Source organism: Microbacterium sp. SWDP-B6, from assembly GCF_059803615.1.
The window spans coordinates 43232-66212 of sequence record NZ_JAPFGV010000002.1 but is presented as its reverse complement, the minus strand read 5'-3'; the positions used below and the strand labels follow the sequence as shown (position 1 = coordinate 66212).

The following is a 22981-nucleotide window of genomic DNA, read 5'->3' as shown; positions in this document are numbered from 1 at the left end:
TGTCTGTAGGTATTTTGGGGGACACGGATGCGGCCCCGGTGCGAGAAGATGGGGCATGGGAATGCGTCGAGGAACAAACCTCCCCCGTATGGGCGACTTCAATCAGTCGGTCATCCTCGAGGCCATCCGCCGGTCGGGTGAAGGACTCAGCCGGATCGAACTCGTCGAGGCGACCGGTCTCTCCGCGCAGACGATCACGAACATCACCCGGCGTCTTCTCGACGAGGGGCTCATCGCCGAAGCCGGACGGACCATCAACGGGCCGGGCAAACCGCGCGTCACGCTGCGCCTGGTGGCGGAGAGTCGCTTCTCGGTCGGCGTGCATCTCGATCCGGCCGTGATCACGTTCGTGCTGCTGAACATGACCGGCGAGGCGGTCGGTCGGAGGGTCGTGCGCACTCAGGACCGAGATCCGAGCCGTATCGTCGAGACGATGGCGAAGACGATCGAGATCCTGATCGACCAAGCGGGCATCGATCGGGATCTGGTCGCGGGAGTCGGAGTCGCTGCTCCCGGCCCGCTCGACGCCGCGAAGGGCACCGTGATCGACCCTCCGAAGCTCGACGGGTGGCACCGTGTTCCGCTGCGCTCGGTGCTCGCGGAGGCGACGGGTTTCGAGGTCACGCTCGAGAAGGACACCACCGCTGCCGCGGTGGGGGAGCTGTGGACGGGAGATGCGACGTCCGAGGGGTCTTTTCTCTTCGTGTACCTCGGCACGGGGCTGGGAGCAGCCGCCGCGCGCGACGGCGGCGTGGTTGCCGGCAGCACCCACAACTTCGGTGAGATCGGCCACATCATGGTCGACCCGGAGGGGCCGCCGTGCGCGTGCGGCTCGCGCGGCTGCGTAGAGGTGGTGTGCACTCCGCAGGCGATCGTCGAGCAGGCCGAGGCGGCGGGGGTGTTCGACGATGAGCCTCAGGGCGGAGGCGCGAACGAGGTCGACGAGCGGTTCCTGCGCCTGTGCGAGCGGGCCTCGGCAGGGGAGCTGCCGGCGCTCGGCGTGCTGCGTCGTTCTGCCGGCCATCTCGCGGTGCTGATCTCGGTGCTCACGAACGTGCTCGACGTCGATCGCGTCGTCCTCGGGGGCCCGTTCTGGGGGCCGCTCTCCGATGTCTACCTTCGTGAGATCCCCGAGCCGTTGCACCGGAGGAGCGCGACTCGCGCAGTGCGCACACTGACCGTCGACGGTGCCGTCGTCGGAGACGACGTCGGTGCGGTGGGCGCGGCCTGTGTCGTGCTCGACGCCGTTCTCACACCCCGGGCCTCGGACCTGTACCTGGAGGACTGAACGCCGTCCCGCGATTCACATACCGGTATATCGGTTACGCCCCCAGGGCTATAACTCCATTCGATGTACTATCGAAGAGATGCGCCATCTGGGGTTACAAGGTGCCAGGGGCGACGGCCCCGCATCATCGGAGGGTCGTCTGCGTGGCCCGGTAGCCGGGGGGCTCCGGGCCTCGCAGGCACTCCGTGCCCGTTGCGGTCACCCCGCGAAGCGGCCCCACGGGATGTCGCGTCGCAGCGGACGTCGCAGCGGTCGCTGCGTGCGGGCCCATGCCGACACGCGAGGCTCGTCTGCCACGGCCTCGGAAGCCTCCTGCGTGTAGGCGTCGCTCACCACCGCGATGAGAGCGGCGAGCTCCTCCTCGGTGGCGGCACCCCGAGTGATCTGCATCGTCGGCGGCTGGTGTTCCTCCGACGTCGCGTCCCGCGTTGCCCCGATGGTCACAGCGGAATGTTCCCATGCTTCTTGGGCGGCAGCTCGGCGCGCTTCCCACGGAGGGCGCGCAGCGCCTTGGCGATCGAGACCCGGGTGTTCGCGGGCTCGATGATGCCGTCGATCTCGCCGCGCTCCGCGGCGAGGAAAGGCGAGGTCACACTGTAGGTGTACTCGTTGGCGAGGCGCGTGCGCACGGCGGCGACGTCCTCGCCGGCTTCCTCGGCACGCTTGATCTCGCCGCGGTAGAGGATGTTGACCGCACCCTGACCGCCCATCACGGCGATCTCCGCCGTGGGCCAGGCGAGGTTGACATCCGCACCGAGCTGCTTCGAGCCCATCACGATGTAGGCCCCGCCGTAGGCCTTGCGGAGGATGACCGTGACCAGAGGAACCGTCGCCTCGGCGTACGCGTAGATGAGCTTCGCGCCGCGGCGGATGACGCCGGTCCACTCCTGGTCGGTGCCCGGCAGGTACCCGGGCACGTCGACGAGCGTGACGATCGGGATCGAGAACGCGTCGCAGAATCGCACGAACCGGCTGGCCTTCTCGCCCGCCTCGATGTTCAGTGTTCCGGCCATCTGCGACGGCTGGTTGGCGATGATGCCGACGGAGCGGCCCTCGACACGTCCGAAGCCGATCACGATGTTCGGTGCGAAGAGCGGCTGGACCTCGATGAAGTCGCCCGCGTCGACGACGTGCTCGATCACGGTGTGGATGTCGTACGGCTGGTTGGCGGAGTCGGGGATGATCGTGTTCAGCGAGCGATCGGCATCCGTCGTCTCCCACTCGAAGCCGCTCTCGTAAGCCGGGATCTCCGCCATGTTGTTGTCGGGGAGGAACCCGAGCAGCGTGCGAGCGTAGTCGATCGCGTCGTCCTCGTCTTCGGCGAGGTAGTGGGCGACACCCGAGCGGGTGTTGTGCGTGAGGGCTCCTCCGAGCTCTTCCATGCCGACGTCCTCGCCGGTCACGGTCTTGATGACGTCGGGGCCGGTGACGAACATCTGGCTGGTCTTGTCGACCATGATCACGAAGTCCGTCAGCGCCGGGCCGTACACGGCGCCGCCGGCTGCGGGGCCCATGATGAGTGAGATCTGCGGGATGACGCCCGACGAACGGGTGTTCAGACGGAAGATCTCACCGTACTTGCTGAGCGCGAGCACGCCCTCCTGGATGCGGGCTCCGCCCGAATCGAGGATGCCGATGATCGGCATGCCGCCGGACAGCGCGAACTCCATGATCTTGATGATCTTGTCGCCCGAGACCTCGCCCAGAGAGCCGCCGAACGTGGTGAAGTCCTGCGAGTACACGGCCACGGTGCGTCCGTGGATCGTGCCGACACCCGTGACGACCGAGTCGCCGTACGGGCGATTGCGATCCATGCCGAACGAGGTCGTGCGGTGTCGGACGTACTCGTCGAACTCGACGAAGCTCCCTGGATCGACGAGCAGTTCGATGCGCTCGCGGGCGGTCATCTTGCCCTTGGCGTGCTGCTTCTCCTGCGCGACCTTCTCAGCGTCGACAACGGCTTCGTTGTAGCGAGCGCGGAGGTCTGCGATCCTGCCGGCGGTGGTCGAGAGTTCGGGCTTGTCCGTCACGGATTCCACCCTATCGTCGGGTCGGCCTCGTCCGTTGGATGCTCGCCACAACGGGTCGCCGGATCCTTTGGCTGCTGTCGTGCAGTCGGCGCAGGCTGCGGCGGATGCCGAATCGCGTCAGTCCTGGACGACGTCCGACCTGCCGGATCCGAGCTCGCCCGGAAGATCGTGAGTTCCCGACGGGCCGATCTCGTCGGCGCCGCTCTTGCGGCCACGACCGACGGATGCGATCTTCCGTCCTGCCCAGCCCACACCGCGTGCCGCCGATCCGGCCGCACCCGCGACGGCGCCGCCGACGAACTGCGCGCCGTGCAGCATCCGCAGTTCGAGCTTCTCCGCCCCGTCGACCGGCTCGAGCTCGAGGGGCAGGTCCATCGGGGCGACGCCGAAGGCATGATGCGATGTCGTGAGGACGCGGCGTCCGAGGATGTGGTTGCCCGCGCCACCCACCGCGGCACCGACTCCGAACGGCAGCGCCTTGCCGATGAAGGATGCTCCGCCCTTCGCGGCGAACTGCTTCACGAACCGGGTCTTGAGCTGGTCGACCAGCGGTCCGACGGCGGCCCGAGGAAGCGACTTGGTCACCGTCTCACCCCAGTACGACGATCGCGTGCCGCCGCGACCCGTCGCCTGTCCTGCCAGCTGTCCGACCAGCGCCACGCCCTCTTTGCCGAGCATCAGGGTCATGACCAGGGCCCTGGCCCTGTCGGGGTTGGCGACCGCGATCCCATGGACCTCGGCGACCGACTGCGCGAACAGTGCGGTCGATTCGACGAACCCCACGGTCTCGACCCCTGAGAGGGCGAGGGTGATGCCTGTGCCGATCCCGGGAACGACGGCGGTCGCGCCGACGGCGGCACCGCCGGTCGTGACAGCCGCGAGGTAGCGACGCTCGAGGATGCGGATGATCTGCTCGGGCGACGCGTGCGGGTTCCTCAGGCGGATGCTGCGGATATGCGCGAGCACGAGAGGGCGCTGGATGGCGAGAACGCGATCGAGTCCTCGGACCATCAGCGGGTGCTCCGCGGAGCCCACCGGCGGCACCCCCTTGTCCCACGCGGCGTCGTCGGGGAGGGAGTGGATCTTGTGCACCTTGGGGGCCATGGAACGATCCTAGGAACCCAGACCGCGAAAACGCCGAAAGCCCGGCTCCCCTTGACGGAGCCGGGCTTTCGTGGAAGCGATCAGACGAACAGGTTCGCCCGCTCGAGGTCTTCGGCGAAGTCGACCTCGACCGCGTACAGGTCGGAGACGTCCATCGGCTCGAGAAGGAGTCCGTCCTCCGCGATCGACAGCTCGAGGCCGCGTTCGAAGTAGTCCTGATCCTCGACCCGCTGCAGCTGACGCATGAACGCCTTCTTGTTCGCGGACGAGATGTAGTTGATGCCCACAGCCTCGCCGAGGCCGCCCTTGACGGTCTTGGAGAGTTCGTTGATGAAGCCCTCGGCGGTGACCGTGTACTTCACCTCTTCGTCGCTGACCTTGGAGGTGTTGACGGTGACGAACGACTGGTCGCGCTCGATGTAGGCGGCCGCCCGACCCAGGATCATCGGGTCGAAGACCACGTCGCCGTTCATCCAGAGCACGCCGGACTTGCCCGTGGCGCTGAGGGCGCGCAGCAGGCTCTTCGAGGTGTTGGTCTCGTCGTAGCGCTCGTTGTGCACGTAGTTGACGTTCGGGAATGCTTCGATGATGGTCTCGGCGCGGTATCCGACGACGGCGGTGATGCGGGCGTCCGATCCGAAGGCGGCGCGGATGTTGTCGTGCTGCTGGCCCATGATCGTGCGGCCGTCGCTCAGCTCCGTGAGCGGCTTCGGCAGCGCACGGCCCAGGCGTGAGCCCATGCCTGCTGCGAGGATGACGGTCTGAAGAGTCACGAGTGCTCCTAAAGGAAGTATGTGTTCACGGTCGGTTCACCGACCAGACACTTCGTCGTGCCGAGAGTCATGCTAGCGATCAAGCCTGGGAAGCCCCGGGGGTTGAGGTCGCTGTTGCCAATTCGTGATCCAGTACACACCCAACACTCAGATTCGTCCAGATCAGGGCGACGAGAGGTCGGTCTGACGATCCGAAGGGCGATTTGTTGCGGTGACCCGAAGAAAGTCGGCACCCGTTGATACCGTAGGACGGTGACTGCTTCTTCCTCCGACGACCGCACCGATCAGGTGGCTGACGCCGCGCCCGCCGCCCCGAAGAAGACTCCCGCCCGCAAGGCCCCCGCGAAGAAGACGACCGGCACACGTGCTCCGTCGAAGGCCGCAGCCGACAAGGCCGCGGCGACCGTCGAGGTGGTCGCCGAGCCGGCGCTGAAGATCGACCGGAGCTCCGCAAGCTCCGGTCCGCGATCCGCAGGATCGAAGAAGACGACGACCGCTGCGGCGCGCGCGGCCGCAGTCAAGAACTCGACGCGCGACACGACGGCTCGTGCGGCTGCGGCGAAGTCCGCTTCGGCACGTTCCGCAGCGACCACGGCGACGACAGCCAAGACCGCCGCTGCCAAGGCCGCCGCTGCGAAGACCCCCGCTGCGAAGACGGCTGCCTCGAAGACCGCTGCCTCAGGCACGTCGAACACGTCGGCCGCGAAGACCGCCGCCGCGAAGACCGCCGCTGCCAAGGCGGCCTCAGAGAAGAGCGCTGCGGCGAAGTCGGCGGCGCGCACCTCTGCCGCGAGAACAGCAGCGGCGAAGACCGCGGCAGCGAAGGCAGCGGCAGCGAAGGCGGCCGCTGCCAAGGCGGCTGCGGCGAAGGAGTCGGCAGTCGAGGCTGAGAACACTGTGGCGATCGAGGCCGTCGCTGTGGACACAACGGGAGCTGATGTGACCACGGCCGACGCGGATCCACGCGAGCTCGGCGTCACTGAGTCAGACACGACGGGCGAGGTTCTCGAAGAGAATGCCGCTGTCGAGACGCGCATCGAGACCCCCATCGAGACCCCGTCGCTGCCGCTGACGACCGAGGCGGCGGCATCCTCCGACGCGGTCGCCGTCGAGAGCGAAGACGATGCGACGTCCGCGCCCGTCGAGTCGACTCCGAGCACGCGATCCGCAGACGAAGCGTCGGCCGATCCTGCCCTCGACACGTCACCGGTCGAAGGCGCCACGGCGGAAGCCGAGCCGGTCATCGAGTCCGCTGAGGAGCCGACCGTCGACGAGGACGCGACATCCGAGTTCGTCGACGCCGTGTCCGATACGGATGAGACGGATGAGGCCGTCGGCGGAATCGAGGAGGCATCCGGCTCCGAAGCCATCCGCATCCGCGGCCTCGTGAAGAGCTTCGGCGACCACACCGCGGTCAACGGCATAGATCTCACTGTGCCCGCAGGGTCGTTCTACGGCATCGTCGGTCCCAACGGTGCGGGCAAGACGACGACGCTCTCGATCGTGGCGGGCCTTCTGCGTGCCGACGCGGGCGACATCGCGATCTGCGGCATCGATCAGTCGGCGAAGCCGCTCGCTGCGAAGCGCATGATGGGCGTGCTGCCCGATCGCCTCCGCACGTTCGACCGGCTCACCGGGCGGCAGCTCCTCTATTACTACGGGCTGCTGCGGGGGCTCGCATCGGCGGTGATCGAGAAGCGCGTCGCCGACCTCGCACGAGCCTTCGACCTCGGAGAGGCGCTGAACCGCGTCGTCTCCGACTACTCGGCCGGCATGACGAAGAAGATCATGCTCGCGGGTGCGATGATCCACTCGCCGCGCGTCCTGGTGCTCGACGAGCCCTTCGAGGCCGTCGACCCGGTGTCCTCCGCGGTGATACTGGACATCCTGCGTGCCTATGTCTCGCACGGTGGAACGGTGGTCCTCTCGAGCCACGGCATGGACCTCGTCGAGCGCGTCTGCTCGCGCGTGGCGATCATCGTCGGGGGAGAGGTGCTCGCCGAAGGCACGATCGATGAGGTCCGCGCAGGGCAGACGCTCGAAGCGCGGTTCGTCGAACTCTCCGGTGGCATCGGAGAGGTGGAGGGGCTCGAGTGGCTGCACACGTTCTCCGACTGAGGGCGGCGCTCCTGATCGGATCGCTTCGCGGCGAACGTCGGGTCCGCACCCTGGTCATGCTCGCTGTCGTGGTGGTTCTGACGGCTGTGGTCTGCGCTGCGGTCCTCAGCCTCGACGACGCCCCTGTCGCTGTCGCGCGCACGGTCATCGTGCTCGGCAGCGCCGCTCTGCTCCTCGGGTTCCTGGTCGGGCCGATCCTCGTGGGTGCCGTCGACCAGCTCGATCCCCGGCGTTTCGCGGTGTTCGGGGTCGATGAGCGGCAGATGCCCTGGATCCTCACCCTCGCCTCGTTCGTCAGCGTCCCGAGCCTTGCCCTGATCGCAGTGAACATCAGCGTGTGCATCGTGGCGATCAGGCTCGGCGCACCCTGGTTCGTCGCGGTGCTGATGAGCGTCGTCAGCCTGTTGTCGACGATCCTCTCGGCGCGCATCGGCATGGCGGTCAACGCGCTGCTGCTGCCGGAGCGTCGGTCGCGCGAGCTCACCGCGCTCTTCGCACTGGCCGTGATCGTGATCGCGTTCCCCGTCGCCGTGTTCCTCGCCTCGCTCAAGTGGGACGGGCAGGTTCCTGCGGCGGTCGCGTCGCTGACGGCGACGATCGGGTTCACCCCGTTGGCGGCGTCGTCGCGGTTCCTCTTCTCCTTCGCGACAAACGATGTCGCCGGAAACTGGATCAGCGGCATCGTGGCCCTCGTCACCATCCTGGTGCTCTGCGTGGCGTGGTCGTGGCTGGTGCGCAGACTGCTCACCACCACAGAGCGGCCCGTGACCCTGCGGGAGCGCTCGGGCCTCGGCTGGTTCGGCCTGCTCCCGTCGAACGCCTTCGGTGCGATCGCCTCGCGCAGCCTGGTCTACTGGCTGCGCGACCGCAGGTACATCATGAACCTCATCGTCGTCCCCGTCGCGGGCGTGCTCACCGTGCTGCCTCTCCTCGTCGCCGGAGTGCCGCTCGAGATCGCTGCGCTCGTTCCGGTCCCGGTGATGGCCCTGTTCTTCGGGTGGCTCCCGCACAACGACGTCGCCTACGATTCCACGGCGTTGTGGACGCACGTGGCCAGCGGCGTCCGCGGCATCCCCGATCGTCTCGGACGACTCGTCCCGGTCATACTCGTGGCTGTTCCCGTGCTCGCCATCGCCGTTCCCCTCACGCTGCTGTGGATCGACGACTGGCGTCTGCTCCTTCCGCTCACCGGCCTCGGGGCCAGCCTCCTGCTGTCGGCACTCGGATTCTCGAGCATCGTCTCGGTGATCGCTCCCTACGCCGTGTCGCGTCCGGGCGACAGCCCGTTCCAGCAGCCGCAGCGGCCGACGTCGCGCGGTGCATACGGCCCCGCCGCGGCGTTCCTCGGCGCGATCGTGGTGAGCGTGCCGACCATCTGGCTGCTCGTGCTCACGATGCTCGAGGGGTCGCAGTTCGCTCCCGCGACGTTCTGGGCGGGACTCGCGACCGGCATCGCGGTCTTCGCGATCGGCGTCGGTGTGGGCGGGCGCATCTTCGAGCATGAGGGCGAGCGGCTGATGGAGTTCGTCGAGACCGCGTGACAGCCGCCCCACGGGGCGCGTGCGCGGCTAGACTCTCGGCATGAGTACTCCGCTGGACAGCCCCGATCAGGGCGGCGTGGCAACGCTTGATCGCGAACTGGAAGAACTCCTCCGCGAGGAGAACCTCGAGCCGGGCGATCACGAGCGCTTCTCGCACTACGTCAAGAAGGACAAGATCCTCGAATCGGCGATCACCGGCAAGCCGGTGCGCGCACTGTGCGGCAAGAAGTGGACGCCGGGTCGCGACCCCGAGAAGTTCCCGATCTGCCCCACGTGCAAGGAGATCTACGAGACGATGGTCGGCTGAGTCTGCGCCGACTCGCCGGCAGTCAGCTCGCGTCGACGAAGACGGTGGGGATCGCGGGGTCGGACTTGCTGAGCGCGAGCGCCCGCACAGGAAGCTCCTCCCGCACCCGAAGGTGATGTGCCCGAGCGGAAGCGGTGCCTTCGGCACCTTCGAACGCCGTGTCGATCTCTCCGCCCTCGACGAAGGTCGTCTGCAGCGCCCGCCCGTCCGCATGCTCCGCCGGGGTGTCGAGCTCTTCGAAGCCGTCTGAGACGACGACCGTCTCAGCCTCGGCGACGCCGTCGACGAGAGTGCGGAATGCGGCCTTGCGCCCGCCGTGGGATGCCTTGTCGGTCGAGGCCTTGGCCACTCCGATCCACGCTCCGCTCGGATCCTGGCGAGCCACGAGCTTGTAGACCATGCTCGCCGTGGGGTATCCGGAGCCCGTGACCACTGAGGTGCCCACACCGTACGCGTCGACCGGTGACGCCGCCAGCGCGGCGATCGCATACTCGTCGAGATCGCTCGTGACCGTGATGCGCGTGCCCGTCGCACCGAGCTCGTCGAGCTGTGCCCGTACCTCTGCGGCGACGATCGGTAGGTCGCCCGAGTCGATCCGCACACCGCCGAGGCCGGTGCCGGCCACGCGGATGGCCGTCTCGACGCCCGTGCGGATGTCGTAGGTGTCGACGAGCAGGGTCGTATCGGTGCCGAGGCTGTCGATCTGCGAGCGGAAGGCCTCTTCCTCGGTCTCGTGCAGCAGGGTCCACGAGTGCGCGGCGGTGCCCATCGTCGGGATTCCCCAGCGACGTCCGGCCTCGAGGTTGCTCGTCGCGCGGAAGCCGGCGATGTATGCGGCGCGGGCCGCCGCGACCGCCGACTGCTCTGCCGCGCGGCGTGATCCCATCTCGGCGAGCGGTCGCTCGCCGGCGGCGATGCTCATGCGTGATGCTGCAGTGGCGACGGCCGAATCGTGGTTGAGGACGCTGAGAGCCAGCGTCTCGAGCACGACGGCGTCGGCGAAGCTGCCCTCGACCGTCAGGATCGGAGACCCGGGGAAGTACAGCTCGCCCTCGCGGTAGCCCCGGATCGAGCCGGTGAAGCGGTAGTTCTCGAGATAGGTGAGCGACTCGGCATCCACGACGTCGTTGTCGCGCAGGAAGCGCAGCTCGTCGTCTCCGAAGCGGAACTCGCGCAGCAGCGTGAGCAGGCGGCCGGTGCCGGCCACGACGCCGAAGCGGCGGCCTCCGGACAATCGCCGGGAGAACAGTTCGAACACACTGGGTCGTGATGCCGTGCCGTCGCGAAGCGCGGCGGCGAGCATGGTGAGTTCGTAACGATCGGTCAGAAGCGCCGTGGACGTCGTCATCCGCTCAGCTTAGTGACGACACCCGCACGGGTTGCTGAGCATGACGCGCTCGCGCGCAGGTAGGCTGGGTAGTCATGAACGACGCCCCGATCGGAATCTTCGACTCCGGTGTCGGCGGACTCACGGTGGCACGTGCCATCCGAGCCCAGCTGCCCCGGGAATCGTTCGTCTACATCGGCGACACGGCACACTCCCCGTACGGTCCGAAGCCCATCGCGGACGTGCGGCGGTACGGCCTCGAAGTCCTCGACACACTGGTCGAGCAGGGCGTCAAGATGCTCGTGATCGCGTGCAACACCGCGTCCTCAGCCATGCTCCGCGATGCCAGGGAGCGGTATGACATCCCTGTCGTCGAGGTGATCGGTCCGGCGGTGCGCCGAGCCGTCTCGACGACGCGCAACGGCCGCGTGGGTGTCATCGGCACTGTCGGCACGATCGGGTCGCGTGCCTACCAGGACATGCTCGAGGTGAACGAGCGCCTCGAGGTGTTCACCGCCGCGTGCCCTCGTTTCGTGGAGTTCGTCGAAGGGGGCATCACCGGAACGCCGGAAGTGCTCGCGACCGCCGAGGAGTACCTCGCACCGCTTCGGGATGCCGACGTCGACACGCTGGTGCTCGGGTGCACGCACTACCCGTTCCTCCGCGGTGCGATCAGCTACGTGATGGGGGAGGGGGTCACGCTCGTGTCCAGTGACGACGAGACCGCCGGTGATGTGTACCGTCAGCTCGTGCGGGGCGACCTTCTCGCCTCTCCCGACGCCACGGCGTCGTACGTCTACGAGGCGACCGGCGACTCGACGACCGAGTTCACCGCCCTCGCCAACCGTCTGATGGGCCGGGAGGTGCGCGACGTCCAGCTCGTGCAGACCGGCGTCATCACCCTCCCCGCGACGGCCTCCGGGTCGTAGCTCTCCCGCAGCACCCGCTTCATCCACCTCCACCCGAAGGAAACCCATGACCAGCATCGTCCGCGCCGACGGCCGTTCCACCGACCAGCTCCGCGAGATCACGATCGAGCGCGGATGGAGCAGCCACGCCGAGGGATCGGCCCTGATCAGCTTCGGCGGAACCAAGGTGCTGTGCACGGCGTCGTTCACGAACGGCGTTCCTCGCTGGCTCACCGGCAAGGGCAAGGGGTGGGTCACGGCCGAGTACTCGATGCTTCCTCGCGCGACGAACAGCCGCAACGACCGTGAGAGCGTCAAGGGTCGCATCGGCGGACGCACGCACGAGATCTCCCGACTGATCGGTCGCGCGCTTCGCGCCGTTGTCGACACCAAGGCTCTCGGCGAGAACACGATCGTCATCGACTGCGACGTGCTGCAGGCTGACGGAGGGACGCGCACGGCCGCGATCACCGGAGCATACGTCGCGCTGGCAGACGCGATCGAGTGGGGCCGGGAGAAGAAGTTCATCGGCAAGAACGCGACGCCGCTGCTCGATTCGGTGGCGGCGATCTCGGTCGGCATCATCGACGGCGAGCCCATGCTCGATCTCGCATACGTCGAGGACGTCCGCGCCGAGACCGACATGAACATCGTCGTCACCGGTCGTGGGCTCTTCGTCGAGGTGCAGGGCACGGCAGAGGGGGCGCCGTTCGACAAGCGCGAGCTCGACGCCCTGCTCGATCTGGGCGTCGCGGGCTGCGCCGACCTGAAGGACCACCAGCTGAAGGCTCTCGCGGGCTGATGAGGGTCGTCCTGGCCACTCACAATCCGCACAAGGTCGCGGAGTTCCAGCAGATCGTGGCGTCTGCGCGCCCTGATCTCGAGATCATCGCGTATGACGGTCCGGAGCCGGTCGAGGACGGCGTCACGTTCGCCGAGAACGCGCTCATCAAAGCGCGCGCCGCTGCGCGGCACACGGGTCTCGCGGCCCTCGCGGACGACTCGGGCATCTGCGTCGATGTGCTCGGTGGATCGCCCGGGGTGTTCTCGGCCTATTGGGCGGGGCAGAAGAAGGACGCCGCGGCCAACCTCGAACTGCTGCTCGACCAGCTGCATGACATCGCCGACCCGCATCGCGTCGCTCACTTCAACTCGACGATCGCACTCGTCACGCCGGATGGGCGCGAGCACGTGGTCGTGGGCAACTGGCCTGGTCGTCTCGCGACCGAGGCATCGGGCGGGGGCGGCTTCGGATACGACCCGATCTTCATCCCCGACGGCCAGGCCGCGGGGGCCGAGCGCACGGTCGGGGATCTCAGCGCGGAGGAGAAGCAGGCGCAGTCGCACCGCGCCCGCGCTTTCGTCGAGCTGCTGCCTCTGCTCGCTGATCTCTGAGCCGAACGTAACCACTACGCTTGACGTACTTCAAGCGTAGTGGTTATGGTGGTCGGCATGAGAGATCTCACCTACTACATCGGAGTGACCCTCGACGGGTTCATCGCAGGCCCCGACGATGAGGTCGATTTCTACCCGGTGACCCCTGCCTTCGCCGAAGTCCTGGGCACGGAGTTCGCCGACATCCAGCCGGCTCACGTCCGCGCGGCCGGCGGAGGCGAAGACGAACCGCTGACCCGGTTCGACACGGTCGTCATGGGACGACGCACCTACGAGCCCGCGCAGGAGGTCGGCATCACCGATCCCTATGCGCACCTGCGCACGGTCGTGTTCAGCCGCTCGCTCGACGATCCGGGCGAAGCCAATGTCGAGGTCGTGAGCACCGATCCCGTCGCGCGGGTTCGGCAGCTCAAGGCGGAGGACGGGCTCGGCATCTATCTCGCGGGCGGTGCGTCGCTCGCGGGGGTCCTCCTCGATGAGATCGACCGGCTGATCGTCAAGAAGTACCCGGTGATCGCCGGCACCGGCATCCCGATGGCGCGCCACCCGTTCTCCCCGACGCGGTTCGCACTCGATCAGGTGCGCTCGTTCGACAACGGCTGCGTCGTGCTCGAGTACTCCCGGTCCCGCTGACGAATCGACTACTGAGAATCATCACCATTCCCGACTGGGTGGATCCCCGCCGACGCGCGTGAGAGCCGGTCTAGCCTGGAGACATGCACGATCATGCGCCCGCCGCCGGCGGCATCCGCTCGGCCAGCCATCGCCGCCTGCTGGCGATCTCGCTGACCCTGACCGCGACCATCATGGTCGTGCAGGTCGTGGGTGCGATCTTCACCGGTTCGCTCGCGCTGCTGGCCGACGCCGCCCACATGTTCACGGATGCGTCGGCTCTCGTGATCGCGCTCATCGCCGCCGCCGTCGCCGCGCGTCCGGCGGATGACCGACGCACTTTCGGATATCAGCGAGCCGAGGTGTTCGGAGCGCTGATCAACGCGATCATCCTGATCCTGCTTGCAGGCTGGGTCGCATTCGAAGCGGTGGGACGGCTGCTGAACCCGGGCGAGACCGAGGTCGTGGGCGGGCTGATGCTGGTCGTCGCGGTCGTGGGCCTCGTCGCGAACGCGATCTCGATGTGGCTGCTCAGCCGAGCACAGCGCACCAGCATCAATGTCCGCGGAGCCTACCTCGAGGTGATGGGCGACCTGATCGGGTCGGCGATGGTGATCATCGCCGCGATCGTGATCGTGACCACCGGATGGATGCCCGCGGATGCGATCGCCTCACTGATGATCGCGGTGCTGATCATCCCCCGGGCGATCTCGCTTCTTCGCGAGGTGTTCTCGGTGCTCTCCGAATCGGCCCCGAAGGGCACCGCGGTCAGCGAGATCCGCCAGCATCTGCTCGACTACGACGGCGTGATCGGAGTGCACGACGTGCATGTCTGGCAGCTCACGCGCGGGGCGCCCGTGTTCAGCGCACATGTCAGCGTGGACCCCGCGCTGCTGGCCGACGGACGCTCGACGAAGCTGCTCAGTGATCTGCAGTCGTGCCTGGCGCACCACTTCGATGTCGCGCATTCGACTTTCCAGATCGAGCCGGCCGAGCAGTCGGACTGCGAGCCGCATCACGCCTGAGGCGTCAGGCCTCGACGACGACCTCTGCGGGTGTCTTGTCGGGGCGCAGCCCTCGCCAACGCGAATGCCGGAGCACTCCGTCGGGCGTCCAGTTCGCGAACTCGACTTCGCCCACGAGCTCCGGCTCGACCCACAGAGCGTCCGAGGCATCGAGAGCCGGGACGCCGTCGAGCGGCGCCGACTCGACGCGCAGTGTCGCGAGGCGAGCGAGCAGGTCGCGCAGCATCCGGTCGGTGAAGCCCGTGCCCACGCGACCGACGTACCTCAGCCGACCTTCGTCGGGTACCGCGAGCAGCAGTGAGCCGAACGTCCCCTCGCGGTCGCCCTTGCCCGGACGGATGCCGACGATCACGACCTCCTGCATCCGCGTGTGCTTGAGCTTGAGCCACGAAGGCGAGCGCTGACCAGGACGATAGCGGGACGCCGGATCCTTGACGACGACACCTTCGAGGCCGAACTCGTCGCTCGCAGCGAGAGCCGCATCGAGGTCGTCGAACACGGGCGGCACCTGCACGGGCGCGTCGAGGTCGGAGATGACGTCCTCGAGCAGGGTGCGTCGCTGCGAGAGCGGCATCGAGCTGAGGTCGTGGCCGTCGAGGTGCAGCAGATCGAAGACCATGTAGACGATCGGGGTGCGCACGACCTCGCGCTCGATCTCGCGCGGTCGAGTCAGGTGCATGCGGTTCTGCAGCATCGAGAAGCTCGGCCTGCCGTGCGCGTCGAACGCCACGATCTCGCCGTCGATGATCGCGTCGGCCACCGGCAGGAAGGGCGCGCCGTCGGCCGTCAGCTCGGGGTACCGGGCTGTGATGTCTGTGCCGCTGCGGGCGTGCAGCAGCATCCGGCCGTCGGCCCAGGTGCCGATCGCGCGGATGCCGTCCCATTTGACCTCGACCCACGATGGCGAGCTGAGGCCGCGCGCGATGGCCGGTGTGCCGTTCTCGGCGAGCATGGGGGAGACGGATGCGGGGGAGTCGGGTGCGGACGCGCTCGGTGCCCCGGAGATGCGCGGGCGGTGGCGTGCGGAAGCCGGTCGTGTGGCTGTCGTATCTGCGGGCGCCTGCTGTGACTTCGCCTCGACCCGGCGCGGTCGCTCGGGGGGATGCTCGGTGCGAAGAGGTGCGAGTGGATCCAGCCCCGATTCCGCCCGCTCGAGCACGCTCGCGAAGTCGAGCTGCGCCAGATCGGGATCGTCGAGCTCCTCCCAGGTGCGCGGGGCGGCCACCCACGGCTGCGCTCGTCCTCGCAGGGAGTATGGCGAGATCGTGGTCTTCTTGCCGTTGTTCTGGCTCCAGTCGAGGAAGACCTTGCCCCCGCGTGCGGCCTTGGCCATGGTGCTCGTGGCGAGATCCGGATGCTCGGTCTCGATGAGCCGGGCGATCTCCTTGACGACCGACGAGATCTCGTCGCTGGTCTGCTGACCCGGCAGCGCCGCGTACAGGTGGATGCCCTTGCTGCCGCTCGTGACGGGCACCGGCACGAGACCGATGTCGGTCAGCAGGGCGCGGGCGATGCGGGCGACCTCGGCGCACTGCGCGAGCCCGACGCCGGGGCCAGGGTCGAGGTCGAGCACCAGACGATCGGGTGTGCCGGGCAGGCCATCCGGGCCGAAGCGCCACTGGGGAACATGGAGCTCGATCGCCGCGACCTGAGCGAGCCAGACCAGGGTCGGCACGTCCTCGACGAGGGGATAGGCCTTGGGTCCGTCGGAGTGCTGGATCTCCTGTCGGGGTATCCAGCTCGGAGCGCCCGGTTCGAGCTGCTTCGTGAAGAACGCGTCGGCGGGAGCATCGGCTGTTCCGACTCCCACGACCCAGCGCTTGCGGGTGACCGGGCGTCCGTCGAGCAGCGGCAGGATGTGGGGCGCGATCGCCGTGTAGTAGGCGATGATCTCGCCCTTCGTGGTGCCGGTCTCGGGGTAGACGACCTTGTCGAGGTTCGTGATGCGCAGTCGACGACCGTCGATCTGCACGTTCTGCGCCTCCGGAGCCATAGCGCCAGCGTAGTCAAGGTACTGGCCCCCACCGGGGCGGCTGGTGTTCACTGGGGGCATGAGAACGATCTGGAAGGGCGCGCTGACCTTCGGCCTCGTGAACGTGCCGGTCAAGGTGTATTCCGCGACTGAAGACCACGACGTGCCGCTGCATCAGGTGCACGAGAAGGACGGCGGACGCATCCGGTATCAGCGCACGTGCGAGGTGTGCGGCGAGACCGTGGCCTACGCCGACATCGATCGCGCCTACGTCGACGAGGGGCAGACGGTGGTTCTCACCAAGGACGATCTCGCGGCGCTCCCGGCCGAGAAGAGCCGAGAGATCGATGTCGTCGAGTTCGTGCCCTCCGACCAGGTCGACCTGCTCACTCTCGACAAGCCGTATTACCTCGAGCCCGACTCGAAGTCGCCCAAGGCCTACGTGCTGCTGCGCAGGACGCTCGAGCAGACCGACCGCACCGCGATCGTGCGGTTCACGCTCCGTCAGAAGACCCGCCTCGCTGCGCTCCGCGTGCGGGGCAAGGTGCTGGTGCTGCAGACACTGCTGTGGGCCGATGAGGTGCGCGAGGCGGCGTTCCCGGCTCTGGATGAGGATGTGCGGATCTCGAAGAAGGAACTCGAGCTCTCGGCTTCACTCGTCGACAGCTACTCGGCCGACTTCGACCCCGAGTCGTTCGTCGACGAGTACCAGAAAGAGCTGCGCACTCTGATCGACGCGAAGATCGAGGCGGGCGACACGTTCGACGTCTCGGAGACCTTCGGCGAGGCCGAGGACGACTCGAAGAGCGGCGAGGTCATCGACCTGATGGAGGCGCTGCGCGCCAGCGTCGCTCGCACGAAGGCCGCGCGCTCGGAGTCGTCAGACAAGAAGGAAAGCACCAAGAAGAGCCCGACCAAGAAGAAGGCGGGCTGAGTCCTCAGCCCGCCTCTCTCAGTCGTTCGGGATCAGTGCTTGCCGTCGCCGTCGAAGTCGGGAGCGCGGTCGAAGACCTCGGGGTCGAGCGCGAGCTCTTCGGCCTCGGCGGCGTCGGTCTCACCCTCGCCGGCCGCAGCCTCCTTCTTGGCCTTGTGGCGCTCCGAGAAGTAGTGCCAGACGGTGATCAGCGCGGTGCCACCGACGGCGGCGAGCAGGATCAGGTCGATGTAGCTCTCGACGAAGTGCGCGACCGGCGGGATGAACCCGATGGCGTAGCCGAACATCGTCAGACCGAAGCCCCAGAGGATGGCGCCGATCAGGTTGTACAGCGTGTAGCGGCGCCACGGCATGTGGCCCACACCGGCGGCGACCGGGGCGAAGGTGCGCACGATCGGCACGAAACGGGCGAGGATGACCGTGATGCCGCCGAAGCGCTCGAAGAAGGCGTTCGTCCGCTCGACGTTCTTCTTGCTGAAGAGCCCTGATTCTTTGCGTTCGAAAACCGCGGGCCCGCCCTTGTGGCCGATCAGGTAGCCGACCTCGCCGCCGACGAACGCCGACAGGCCGATGAGCAGCGCGACGATCCACACGTTGATGCCGAAGACTCCGTGCTCCGAACCCGCGAGCGGGTGCGACAGCAGGCCCGAGATCACGAGCAGCGTGTCGCCCGGAAGCAGGAACCCGACCAGCAGGCCGGTCTCGGCGAAGACGATGAAGCACACCACGAGAAGCGCCCAGGGCCCGGCCGATCCGATGATGGTGGCGGGGTCGAGCCAGGGGATGAGAGCGGCGTGATGCATGGATTTCCCGTCGTAGTGATGTGTGCGGCGGTACAGACACCTGTCGCGGGGAACACGACAGATCGGTGCGGAAGGTGGGACTTGAACCCACACGCCCTAGGGCACAGGAACCTAAATCCTGCGTGTCTGCCAATTCCACCACTCCCGCGCGGTGAGATAAGTCTACTGATCGGGGGATCCGTCGATGCTGGGGATCCGCCCGCAGCCCGAGCGCTGTCACTGTGGATAACTCCGACGGGCGGCGCTCGATCCTTGCGAGGATGCTCGGGTGATCCCCCCTCCCGTCCTCGTCGCCGAGCGCGTGCGGCAGCGACTCCGCTCTGAGGGCACGGATCCGACATCCGATCCCGCGGCGGCGCGCGCCATCGCGCTGGCGGAGGTCCGCAGGTTCAACGATCTGGCGCTCGCACGGGGCGCGGCGATGATCGACGACGAAACCGCGTGCGTGCGCGACGTGCTCGCCTCGGTGAGCGGGTTCGGAGCGCTGCAGCCCTTTCTCGACGACCCGGAGATCGAGGAGATCTGGCTCAACGGTCCCGAGAGCATCCACATCGCCCGCGGCGGAATCGCCGAACGCATCGAGCTGCGTCTCACCGACGCGGCTCTGCGCGATCTCGTCGAACGGATGCTGCAGTCGACCGGGCGCCGCGTCGACATCAGCCAGCCGTTCGTGGATGCGTCTCTTCCCGACGGATCCCGTCTGCATGTGGCGATCGCAGATGTCGTCCGCGGATCGTGGTCGGTCAACATCCGCAAGTTCCTGCCGCGCTTTCGCACCCTCGACGCGCTGGTCGAGAACGAGGCTCTGACCGCAGAGCTCGGCGACCTGCTGCGCGCGGCGATGCGTGCGGGCAAGAGTGTCGTCGTGTCGGGGGCCACCCATGCGGGCAAGACCACGTTCCTCGGTGCGCTGCTCGCCTCGTGCTCCGACCATCAGCGGATCATCACCGTCGAGGAGACATTCGAGCTCGCCGTGCAGGGGCCCGATGTCGTCTCCTTGCAGGGCCGTCAGGCGAGCCTCGAGGGAAAGGGCGAGATCACGCTGCGCAGGCTTGTGAAAGAGGCGCTCAGGATGCGGCCCGATCGCCTCGTGGTGGGTGAGGTCAGAGACGCGGAGGCGCTCGACCTCGTCCTCGCACTGAACACCGGTGTGCCGGGAGCAGCGACCGTGCACGCGAACTCCGCCGCCGAGGCGCTCGACAAGCTCACACTGCTGCCGCTCCTCGCCGGACGGAACATCGACCGATTGTTCATCGTGCCTGCACTCGCGGGAGCCGTCGATCTGGTCGTGCACTGCGTACGCGGCGACGACGGGGTCCGACGGGTGGAGGAGGTCATCGCGCCCACCGGCGAGGTGATCGACGGTCGGATCGTCGCGAGAGAGGTCTACACCCGTGGCGGGCCCGCCGTCGCTGCCGGGACGGCATGGCGACGCGGCGAGCTGATGAGGGTCGGAGGCACCCCATGACGGTGCTGCTCGGAGCGATGCTCGCCGCCGGCGTGCTGTTGTGCACGTCGCCATGGCTGTGGCCTCCACGTCCGGAGGAAGAGAAGGTCAGACGCCGCGGCCATCTTTCTCGGTTGCTCGAAGAGGGTGGTCTCGCCGCCGTCAGCCCGCGCACACTTCTGTCGGTGATGGCGACGGTCGCGCTCGCCGCAGCGTCCCTCGTCTGGCTCCTCACGGCGATTCCCCTCCTGGCCGGGTTGGCAGGCGCGGCTGCAGCGGTGGCACCGATCGTGTTCGTACGATCGCGGCGGATGCGGCTGCGCAAACAGCGGCGACAACTCTGGCCCGACGTCTGCGATCTCCTGATCGCCTCCATCCGCGTGGGACTGTCGCTGCCTGATGCCGTCGCGAGCCTGGCCGAGTCGTCGCCGTCGATGATCCGGCCCGCCTTCATCGTGTTCGCCAGGGATCTGCGCGCCACCGGTCGATTCGAGACGAGCCTCGATCGACTGAAGTCCGCGCTGGCCGATCCCATCGCCGACCGGATCATCGAGACGCTGCGCATGGCAAGACAGGTCGGGGGAACCGAGCTCACCGGCGTGCTGCGCGCGCTGTCGTCGTCGGTTCGCGCAGACGCTGTGCTGCGCGGCGAGGTCGAGGCCCGGCAGTCATGGATCCGCGGCGCGGCCGTGCTCGGCGCCGTGGCGCCCTGGGTGATCCTCTGTCTGCTGGTGCTGCGCCCCGAGGGCGCTGCTGCCTACGGCACCGCGGAGGGGATGCTGGTGATCTTCCTCGGTGCTGCCGTGTCGGTGACCGCGTACCGCATCATGATCCACATCGGTCGTCTGCCCGAGCCGGGGAGGTGGTTCGGGTGAACCCGGTCTCCGCGGTCGCGATCGCGATTCTCGGCGGCGTCGCGCTCGGGTCGGGCGTGCTCTGCCTCCTCGCCGCCATGCCGCACTGGTCAGCATCGCCCCTCTCACAGCGGATCGCCTCGTACGTGCGAGACGTGGTCTCTGATGACGACCTGCCTGACGGCGCACTCCCGCGAGTCGGAGTGCTCTCGGCGGGCGACCGGACGGTGTGGCTGCGATCGCGGGCGATCTTCGAGCGCCTTCTCGGCGGTGGAGAAACTCTGCGTCGCAGGATCGAGCAGGCCGGGCTCCCCCTGGAACAGGGCGCCTTCCGCGGGCGTCAGCTCGGCTGGGTGCTGGCAGGCGTCGTGACCGGTGCGATCGCCGTCATCGGCCTCGCCCTCGCGGGCCGCATGAGTCCGCCGATCGCGCTGCTGCCCGGCATTCTGGGAGCCGCCGGGGGAATTGGGTACGACATGCAGCTCACGGCGCGAGTCTCGTCTCGTCGAGCTCGACTGACCGACGAACTGCCGACGACCCTCGAGTTCCTCGCACTGTGTCTGTCGGCAGGGGAGGGGTTCCTCGACTCCCTGCGCCGGGTGGCCGCCGTCGGATCCGGAGAGCTCACCGGCGAGTTCCGCCGTGTGGTTCTCGCCGTGGGCACAGGTTCGCCGCTCGCCGACGCCCTCACCGAGATGGCCGTGCGGCTGCAGCTTCCAGGGCTCTCACGCGCCATCGACCAGGTGATCGCCGCTCTCGAGCACGGTGCCCCGCTCTCGGCCGTCCTGCACGCGCAGGCCGGCGACGCACGCGAGGATGCCAAGCGTGTCCTCATCGAACAGGCCGGACGCAAGGAGATCCTGATGCTCCTCCCGCTCGTGTTCCTGATCCTTCCGCTCTCCGTTCTCTTCGCCATCTATCCGGGCCTCTTCATTCTGCGTCTCGGCATCGGCTGAGCGATCAAGAAAGGACGACATGAACACTCCTCGACCTCACAGCGCGCGCTTCGCGACCTGCCTCTCTCATGCTCCCGCCAAGAATCTCCTCGACGACGAATCCGGAGACGTGCCTGGCTGGGTGCTGGTGACACTGATGACGGCAGGCCTCGTGGTGCTGATCTGGGCGGTGGCCGGACCTGCGCTCAGTGCGCTGTTCGAGCAGGCCATCCAGCGTGTGTCGGGACTCTGAGGGGCTATCTCGATGCCGGTCACATCATCACGGCCCTCTTTCACGGACGACCGCGGATCGAGCCCGGTCGAGTTCGTGCTCGCGGGAACGCTGCTCACCCTGCTCACCCTTGCCGTGATGCAACTCGCGCTCGCCGTCTACGTCCGCAACGTCGTGCACGACGCGGCGGTCGACGGGGCCTATCACGCCGCTCTGGCGGACACGAGCACAGAGCAGGGAGCCGAGCATGCACGGGAGGTCATCACCCGCGCGGTCGGCGAAACCTACGCCGAGGATGTGACTGTCGTCCGTTCGATGTCACTCGCCCAGCCGACGATCGAGGTTCGCATCCGCACCACACTTCCCGTGATCGGTCTCCTCGGTGTGCCGCTCGCACTGGAGGTGCAGGCGCATGCACCGGAGGAGTCGTTCGATGACGGATGACGACGGCTCGGCCGCCCTCGAGTTCATCGCCGTCGGCGTCATTCTGCTCGTGCCGCTCGTGTATCTGATCATCGCGCTGGGGGCTGTCCAGGAGCAGACGCTGGGTGTCGAGGCCGCCGCACGGCACACGGCACGGGCGATCGCCCTCGCGCCTGATGCCGGGACGGCAGCCATGCGGAGCGAGCAGGTGATCGCGAGCATCTCCGATCAGTACGGCCTCGATGCGGAATCCATCGAGGTGTCGGTGACCTGCGCACCCATCGAGGTGGCATGTCCGTCGGCGGGCGCGACCGTGACCGTGACGGTCGCGACGTCGGTGTCCCTGCCCCTCGTGCCGACGATCTTCGGAGTGGACGAGGCTGCATCGATCGATGTCGAGGGGGCGGCGGTGCAGAAGATGTCCCGTCTGTGGGGGGACGGGTGAAGCAGGCGGGCGACGACGGAAGCGTGCTGCTCCTGACCCTCGGCTATGCGCTGCTCGCAGTCGCCCTCATCTTCGTGAGCGTGTGCGCGACGGACCTGTACATCTCGCAGAAGAGACTCGATGCGATCGCCGACGCGGCAGCGCTCGCCGGAGCGGACGGATTCACCCTGGCGCTCGACGGCGAGGCTGCACACGCGGATCTCACCGATCAGGGCGTCAGAGATCAGGTCGAGGCGCTGCTCGCAGCACTCCCGGCGGCGGTGACTCTGGAATCGGCGTCGAGCCCCGACGGCCGCTCCTCGCGGGTGACCGTCGCCACCATGTGGAGTCCGCCGCTCGCGTCGCTGTTCGTTCCGGACGGAGTGCGACTGGAGGCGACGGCGACGAGCCGCACGGCTCTGCGTTGATCGGGACGGACCGGCCCGTCGCGACATCGGCCCTTCGCGACACCGGCCCATCGTGACACCGTTCCTTCACGACACCGTTCCTTCACGACACCGCTCCTTCA

Annotated in this window: 24 protein-coding genes and 1 tRNA gene; 17 read left to right on the top strand and 8 right to left on the bottom strand. The window is 67.8% G+C overall.

The genetic code is table 11. The features are described from left to right. Positions 1 to 88: 88 nt before the first annotated feature. Positions 89 to 1288 (top strand): ROK family transcriptional regulator, encoded by a 1200-nt coding sequence (locus OPU70_RS04855; RefSeq protein WP_498557255.1) that lies wholly within the window; start codon positions 89 to 91, stop codon positions 1286 to 1288. Between the two features lie 198 nt (positions 1289 to 1486). Here the strand turns inward: OPU70_RS04855 and OPU70_RS04850 are convergent, their stop codons facing one another. The 4 genes from OPU70_RS04850 to OPU70_RS04835 all read right to left on the bottom strand — a co-directional run bounded on the left by OPU70_RS04850 (position 1487) and on the right by OPU70_RS04835 (position 5195). Further along, positions 1487 to 1732: an acyl-CoA carboxylase subunit epsilon gene (locus OPU70_RS04850; RefSeq protein ID WP_498557254.1), complete on the bottom strand. Its 246-nt coding sequence runs from the start codon at positions 1730 to 1732 to the stop codon at positions 1487 to 1489. Next, positions 1729 to 3318: an acyl-CoA carboxylase subunit beta gene (locus OPU70_RS04845; RefSeq protein WP_375137374.1), complete on the bottom strand. Its 1590-nt coding sequence runs from the start codon at positions 3316 to 3318 to the stop codon at positions 1729 to 1731. The genes OPU70_RS04850 and OPU70_RS04845 overlap by 4 nt, the downstream gene beginning before the upstream one ends. Before the next feature lie 117 nt (positions 3319 to 3435). Beyond that, entirely contained in the window at positions 3436 to 4422 is a 987-nt protein-coding gene (locus OPU70_RS04840) for a hypothetical protein (RefSeq protein ID WP_498557253.1), read from the bottom strand. Positions 4423 to 4502: 80 nt separating this feature from the next. Then, positions 4503 to 5195 carry a phosphocholine cytidylyltransferase family protein gene (locus tag OPU70_RS04835; protein ID WP_042536498.1) on the bottom strand — a complete coding sequence of 231 codons (693 nt, stop codon included), beginning with the start codon at positions 5193 to 5195 and terminating at the stop codon, positions 4503 to 4505. Positions 5196 to 5447: 252 nt separating this feature from the next. Between OPU70_RS04835 and OPU70_RS04830 the strand changes: the two genes are divergently transcribed. The 3 genes from OPU70_RS04830 to OPU70_RS04820 are packed head-to-tail and all read left to right on the top strand — an operon-like array spanning position 5448 to position 9161. Next, the gene (locus tag OPU70_RS04830; RefSeq protein WP_235558829.1) at positions 5448 to 7313 is read left to right on the top strand and encodes an ABC transporter ATP-binding protein; all 1866 of its coding nucleotides are present in this window, start codon (positions 5448 to 5450) and stop codon (positions 7311 to 7313) included. Further along, positions 7289 to 8854 (top strand): hypothetical protein, encoded by a 1566-nt coding sequence (locus OPU70_RS04825; RefSeq protein WP_056373359.1) that lies wholly within the window; start codon positions 7289 to 7291, stop codon positions 8852 to 8854. The genes OPU70_RS04830 and OPU70_RS04825 overlap by 25 nt, the downstream gene beginning before the upstream one ends. 40 nt (positions 8855 to 8894) lie before the next feature. Further along, on the top strand, positions 8895 to 9161 hold the full coding sequence (locus tag OPU70_RS04820; protein WP_042536500.1) for a DUF3039 domain-containing protein: 267 nt from the start codon (positions 8895 to 8897) through the stop codon (positions 9159 to 9161). Between the two features lie 22 nt (positions 9162 to 9183). On the opposite strand, the gene OPU70_RS04815 is transcribed toward OPU70_RS04820, so the two are convergent. Next, positions 9184 to 10509: a nicotinate phosphoribosyltransferase gene (locus OPU70_RS04815; protein ID WP_042536501.1), complete on the bottom strand. Its 1326-nt coding sequence runs from the start codon at positions 10507 to 10509 to the stop codon at positions 9184 to 9186. Between the two features lie 74 nt (positions 10510 to 10583). On the opposite strand from OPU70_RS04815, the gene murI reads away from it, so the two are divergent. The 5 genes from murI to OPU70_RS04790 all read left to right on the top strand — a co-directional run bounded on the left by murI (position 10584) and on the right by OPU70_RS04790 (position 14428). Then, positions 10584 to 11417: a glutamate racemase gene (gene murI, locus OPU70_RS04810; RefSeq protein ID WP_042536502.1), complete on the top strand. Its 834-nt coding sequence runs from the start codon at positions 10584 to 10586 to the stop codon at positions 11415 to 11417. A 46-nt stretch (positions 11418 to 11463) separates the two neighbouring features. Further along, positions 11464 to 12198 carry a ribonuclease PH gene (gene rph / locus OPU70_RS04805; protein ID WP_042536503.1) on the top strand — a complete coding sequence of 245 codons (735 nt, stop codon included), beginning with the start codon at positions 11464 to 11466 and terminating at the stop codon, positions 12196 to 12198. After that, positions 12198 to 12791, top strand: a complete 594-nt coding sequence (gene rdgB, locus OPU70_RS04800; protein WP_042536504.1) for an RdgB/HAM1 family non-canonical purine NTP pyrophosphatase — start codon at positions 12198 to 12200, stop codon at positions 12789 to 12791. The genes rph and rdgB overlap by 1 nt, the downstream gene beginning before the upstream one ends. A 57-nt stretch (positions 12792 to 12848) precedes the next feature. After that, positions 12849 to 13424, top strand: coding sequence for a dihydrofolate reductase family protein (locus OPU70_RS04795; RefSeq protein WP_056376261.1), 576 nt, complete (start codon positions 12849 to 12851; stop codon positions 13422 to 13424). A gap of 83 nt (positions 13425 to 13507) precedes the next feature. Next, the gene (locus OPU70_RS04790) at positions 13508 to 14428 is read left to right on the top strand and encodes a cation diffusion facilitator family transporter (protein ID WP_311878530.1); all 921 of its coding nucleotides are present in this window, start codon (positions 13508 to 13510) and stop codon (positions 14426 to 14428) included. A 4-nt stretch (positions 14429 to 14432) separates the two neighbouring features. Here the strand turns inward: OPU70_RS04790 and ligD are convergent, their stop codons facing one another. Beyond that, entirely contained in the window at positions 14433 to 16421 is a 1989-nt protein-coding gene (gene ligD / locus OPU70_RS04785) for a non-homologous end-joining DNA ligase (protein WP_498557252.1), read from the bottom strand. Between the two features lie 58 nt (positions 16422 to 16479). Between ligD and ku the strand changes: the two genes are divergently transcribed. Next, positions 16480 to 17334, top strand: a complete 855-nt coding sequence (gene ku, locus OPU70_RS04780) for a non-homologous end joining protein Ku (RefSeq protein ID WP_042536507.1) — start codon at positions 16480 to 16482, stop codon at positions 17332 to 17334. A gap of 32 nt (positions 17335 to 17366) precedes the next feature. On the opposite strand, the gene OPU70_RS04775 is transcribed toward ku, so the two are convergent. Both OPU70_RS04775 and OPU70_RS04770 read right to left on the bottom strand, forming a co-directional pair. Then, positions 17367 to 18137 carry a DedA family protein gene (locus OPU70_RS04775; RefSeq protein ID WP_042536508.1) on the bottom strand — a complete coding sequence of 257 codons (771 nt, stop codon included), beginning with the start codon at positions 18135 to 18137 and terminating at the stop codon, positions 17367 to 17369. 66 nt (positions 18138 to 18203) lie between these two features. Further along, positions 18204 to 18285 (bottom strand) — tRNA-Leu (locus OPU70_RS04770). 120 nt (positions 18286 to 18405) lie between these two features. Here OPU70_RS04770 and OPU70_RS04765 point away from each other — a divergent pair. Genes OPU70_RS04765 through OPU70_RS04735 form a run of 7 tightly spaced genes read left to right on the top strand, consistent with a single transcriptional unit; the run spans position 18406 to position 22880 of the window. After that, the gene (locus OPU70_RS04765; protein WP_498557251.1) at positions 18406 to 19605 is read left to right on the top strand and encodes a TadA family conjugal transfer-associated ATPase; all 1200 of its coding nucleotides are present in this window, start codon (positions 18406 to 18408) and stop codon (positions 19603 to 19605) included. Next, a complete protein-coding gene (locus OPU70_RS04760) occupies positions 19602 to 20459 on the top strand; it encodes a type II secretion system F family protein (RefSeq protein ID WP_309689947.1) in 858 nt (285 codons plus the stop codon). The genes OPU70_RS04765 and OPU70_RS04760 overlap by 4 nt, the downstream gene beginning before the upstream one ends. Continuing rightward, entirely contained in the window at positions 20456 to 21394 is a 939-nt protein-coding gene (locus OPU70_RS04755) for a type II secretion system F family protein (RefSeq protein WP_498557250.1), read from the top strand. Before OPU70_RS04760 ends, OPU70_RS04755 begins: the two co-directional genes overlap by 4 nt. Before the next feature lie 19 nt (positions 21395 to 21413). Beyond that, entirely contained in the window at positions 21414 to 21626 is a 213-nt protein-coding gene (locus tag OPU70_RS04750) for a hypothetical protein (protein WP_498557249.1), read from the top strand. A 12-nt stretch (positions 21627 to 21638) separates the two neighbouring features. Further along, positions 21639 to 22049: a TadE/TadG family type IV pilus assembly protein gene (locus OPU70_RS04745; RefSeq protein WP_498557248.1), complete on the top strand. Its 411-nt coding sequence runs from the start codon at positions 21639 to 21641 to the stop codon at positions 22047 to 22049. Further along, positions 22039 to 22473, top strand: coding sequence for a TadE family protein (locus tag OPU70_RS04740; RefSeq protein WP_228385536.1), 435 nt, complete (start codon positions 22039 to 22041; stop codon positions 22471 to 22473). The genes OPU70_RS04745 and OPU70_RS04740 overlap by 11 nt, the downstream gene beginning before the upstream one ends. Beyond that, the gene (locus OPU70_RS04735) at positions 22470 to 22880 is read left to right on the top strand and encodes a hypothetical protein (RefSeq protein ID WP_056373344.1); all 411 of its coding nucleotides are present in this window, start codon (positions 22470 to 22472) and stop codon (positions 22878 to 22880) included. The genes OPU70_RS04740 and OPU70_RS04735 overlap by 4 nt, the downstream gene beginning before the upstream one ends. Positions 22881 to 22981: the final 101 nt, after the last annotated feature.

What these genes read in the sequence shown, in the direction of transcription:
- OPU70_RS04855 (WP_498557255.1), top strand. Translation starts at nt 89, where the DNA reads ATGGGCGACTTCAATCAGTCGGTCATCCTCGAGGCCATCCGCCGGTCG.
- OPU70_RS04840 (WP_498557253.1), bottom strand. Translation starts at nt 4,422, where the DNA reads ATGGCCCCCAAGGTGCACAAGATCCACTCCCTCCCCGACGACGCCGCG.
- OPU70_RS04820 (WP_042536500.1), top strand. Translation starts at nt 8,895, where the DNA reads ATGAGTACTCCGCTGGACAGCCCCGATCAGGGCGGCGTGGCAACGCTT.
- OPU70_RS04815 (WP_042536501.1), bottom strand. Translation starts at nt 10,509, where the DNA reads ATGACGACGTCCACGGCGCTTCTGACCGATCGTTACGAACTCACCATG.
- murI (WP_042536502.1), top strand. Translation starts at nt 10,584, where the DNA reads ATGAACGACGCCCCGATCGGAATCTTCGACTCCGGTGTCGGCGGACTC.
- rph (WP_042536503.1), top strand. Translation starts at nt 11,464, where the DNA reads ATGACCAGCATCGTCCGCGCCGACGGCCGTTCCACCGACCAGCTCCGC.
- rdgB (WP_042536504.1), top strand. Translation starts at nt 12,198, where the DNA reads ATGAGGGTCGTCCTGGCCACTCACAATCCGCACAAGGTCGCGGAGTTC.
- OPU70_RS04795 (WP_056376261.1), top strand. Translation starts at nt 12,849, where the DNA reads ATGAGAGATCTCACCTACTACATCGGAGTGACCCTCGACGGGTTCATC.
- OPU70_RS04790 (WP_311878530.1), top strand. Translation starts at nt 13,508, where the DNA reads ATGCACGATCATGCGCCCGCCGCCGGCGGCATCCGCTCGGCCAGCCAT.
- ligD (WP_498557252.1), bottom strand. Translation starts at nt 16,421, where the DNA reads ATGGCTCCGGAGGCGCAGAACGTGCAGATCGACGGTCGTCGACTGCGC.
- ku (WP_042536507.1), top strand. Translation starts at nt 16,480, where the DNA reads ATGAGAACGATCTGGAAGGGCGCGCTGACCTTCGGCCTCGTGAACGTG.
- OPU70_RS04775 (WP_042536508.1), bottom strand. Translation starts at nt 18,137, where the DNA reads ATGCATCACGCCGCTCTCATCCCCTGGCTCGACCCCGCCACCATCATC.
- OPU70_RS04760 (WP_309689947.1), top strand. Translation starts at nt 19,602, where the DNA reads ATGACGGTGCTGCTCGGAGCGATGCTCGCCGCCGGCGTGCTGTTGTGC.
- OPU70_RS04750 (WP_498557249.1), top strand. Translation starts at nt 21,414, where the DNA reads ATGAACACTCCTCGACCTCACAGCGCGCGCTTCGCGACCTGCCTCTCT.
- OPU70_RS04745 (WP_498557248.1), top strand. Translation starts at nt 21,639, where the DNA reads ATGCCGGTCACATCATCACGGCCCTCTTTCACGGACGACCGCGGATCG.
- OPU70_RS04740 (WP_228385536.1), top strand. Translation starts at nt 22,039, where the DNA reads ATGACGGATGACGACGGCTCGGCCGCCCTCGAGTTCATCGCCGTCGGC.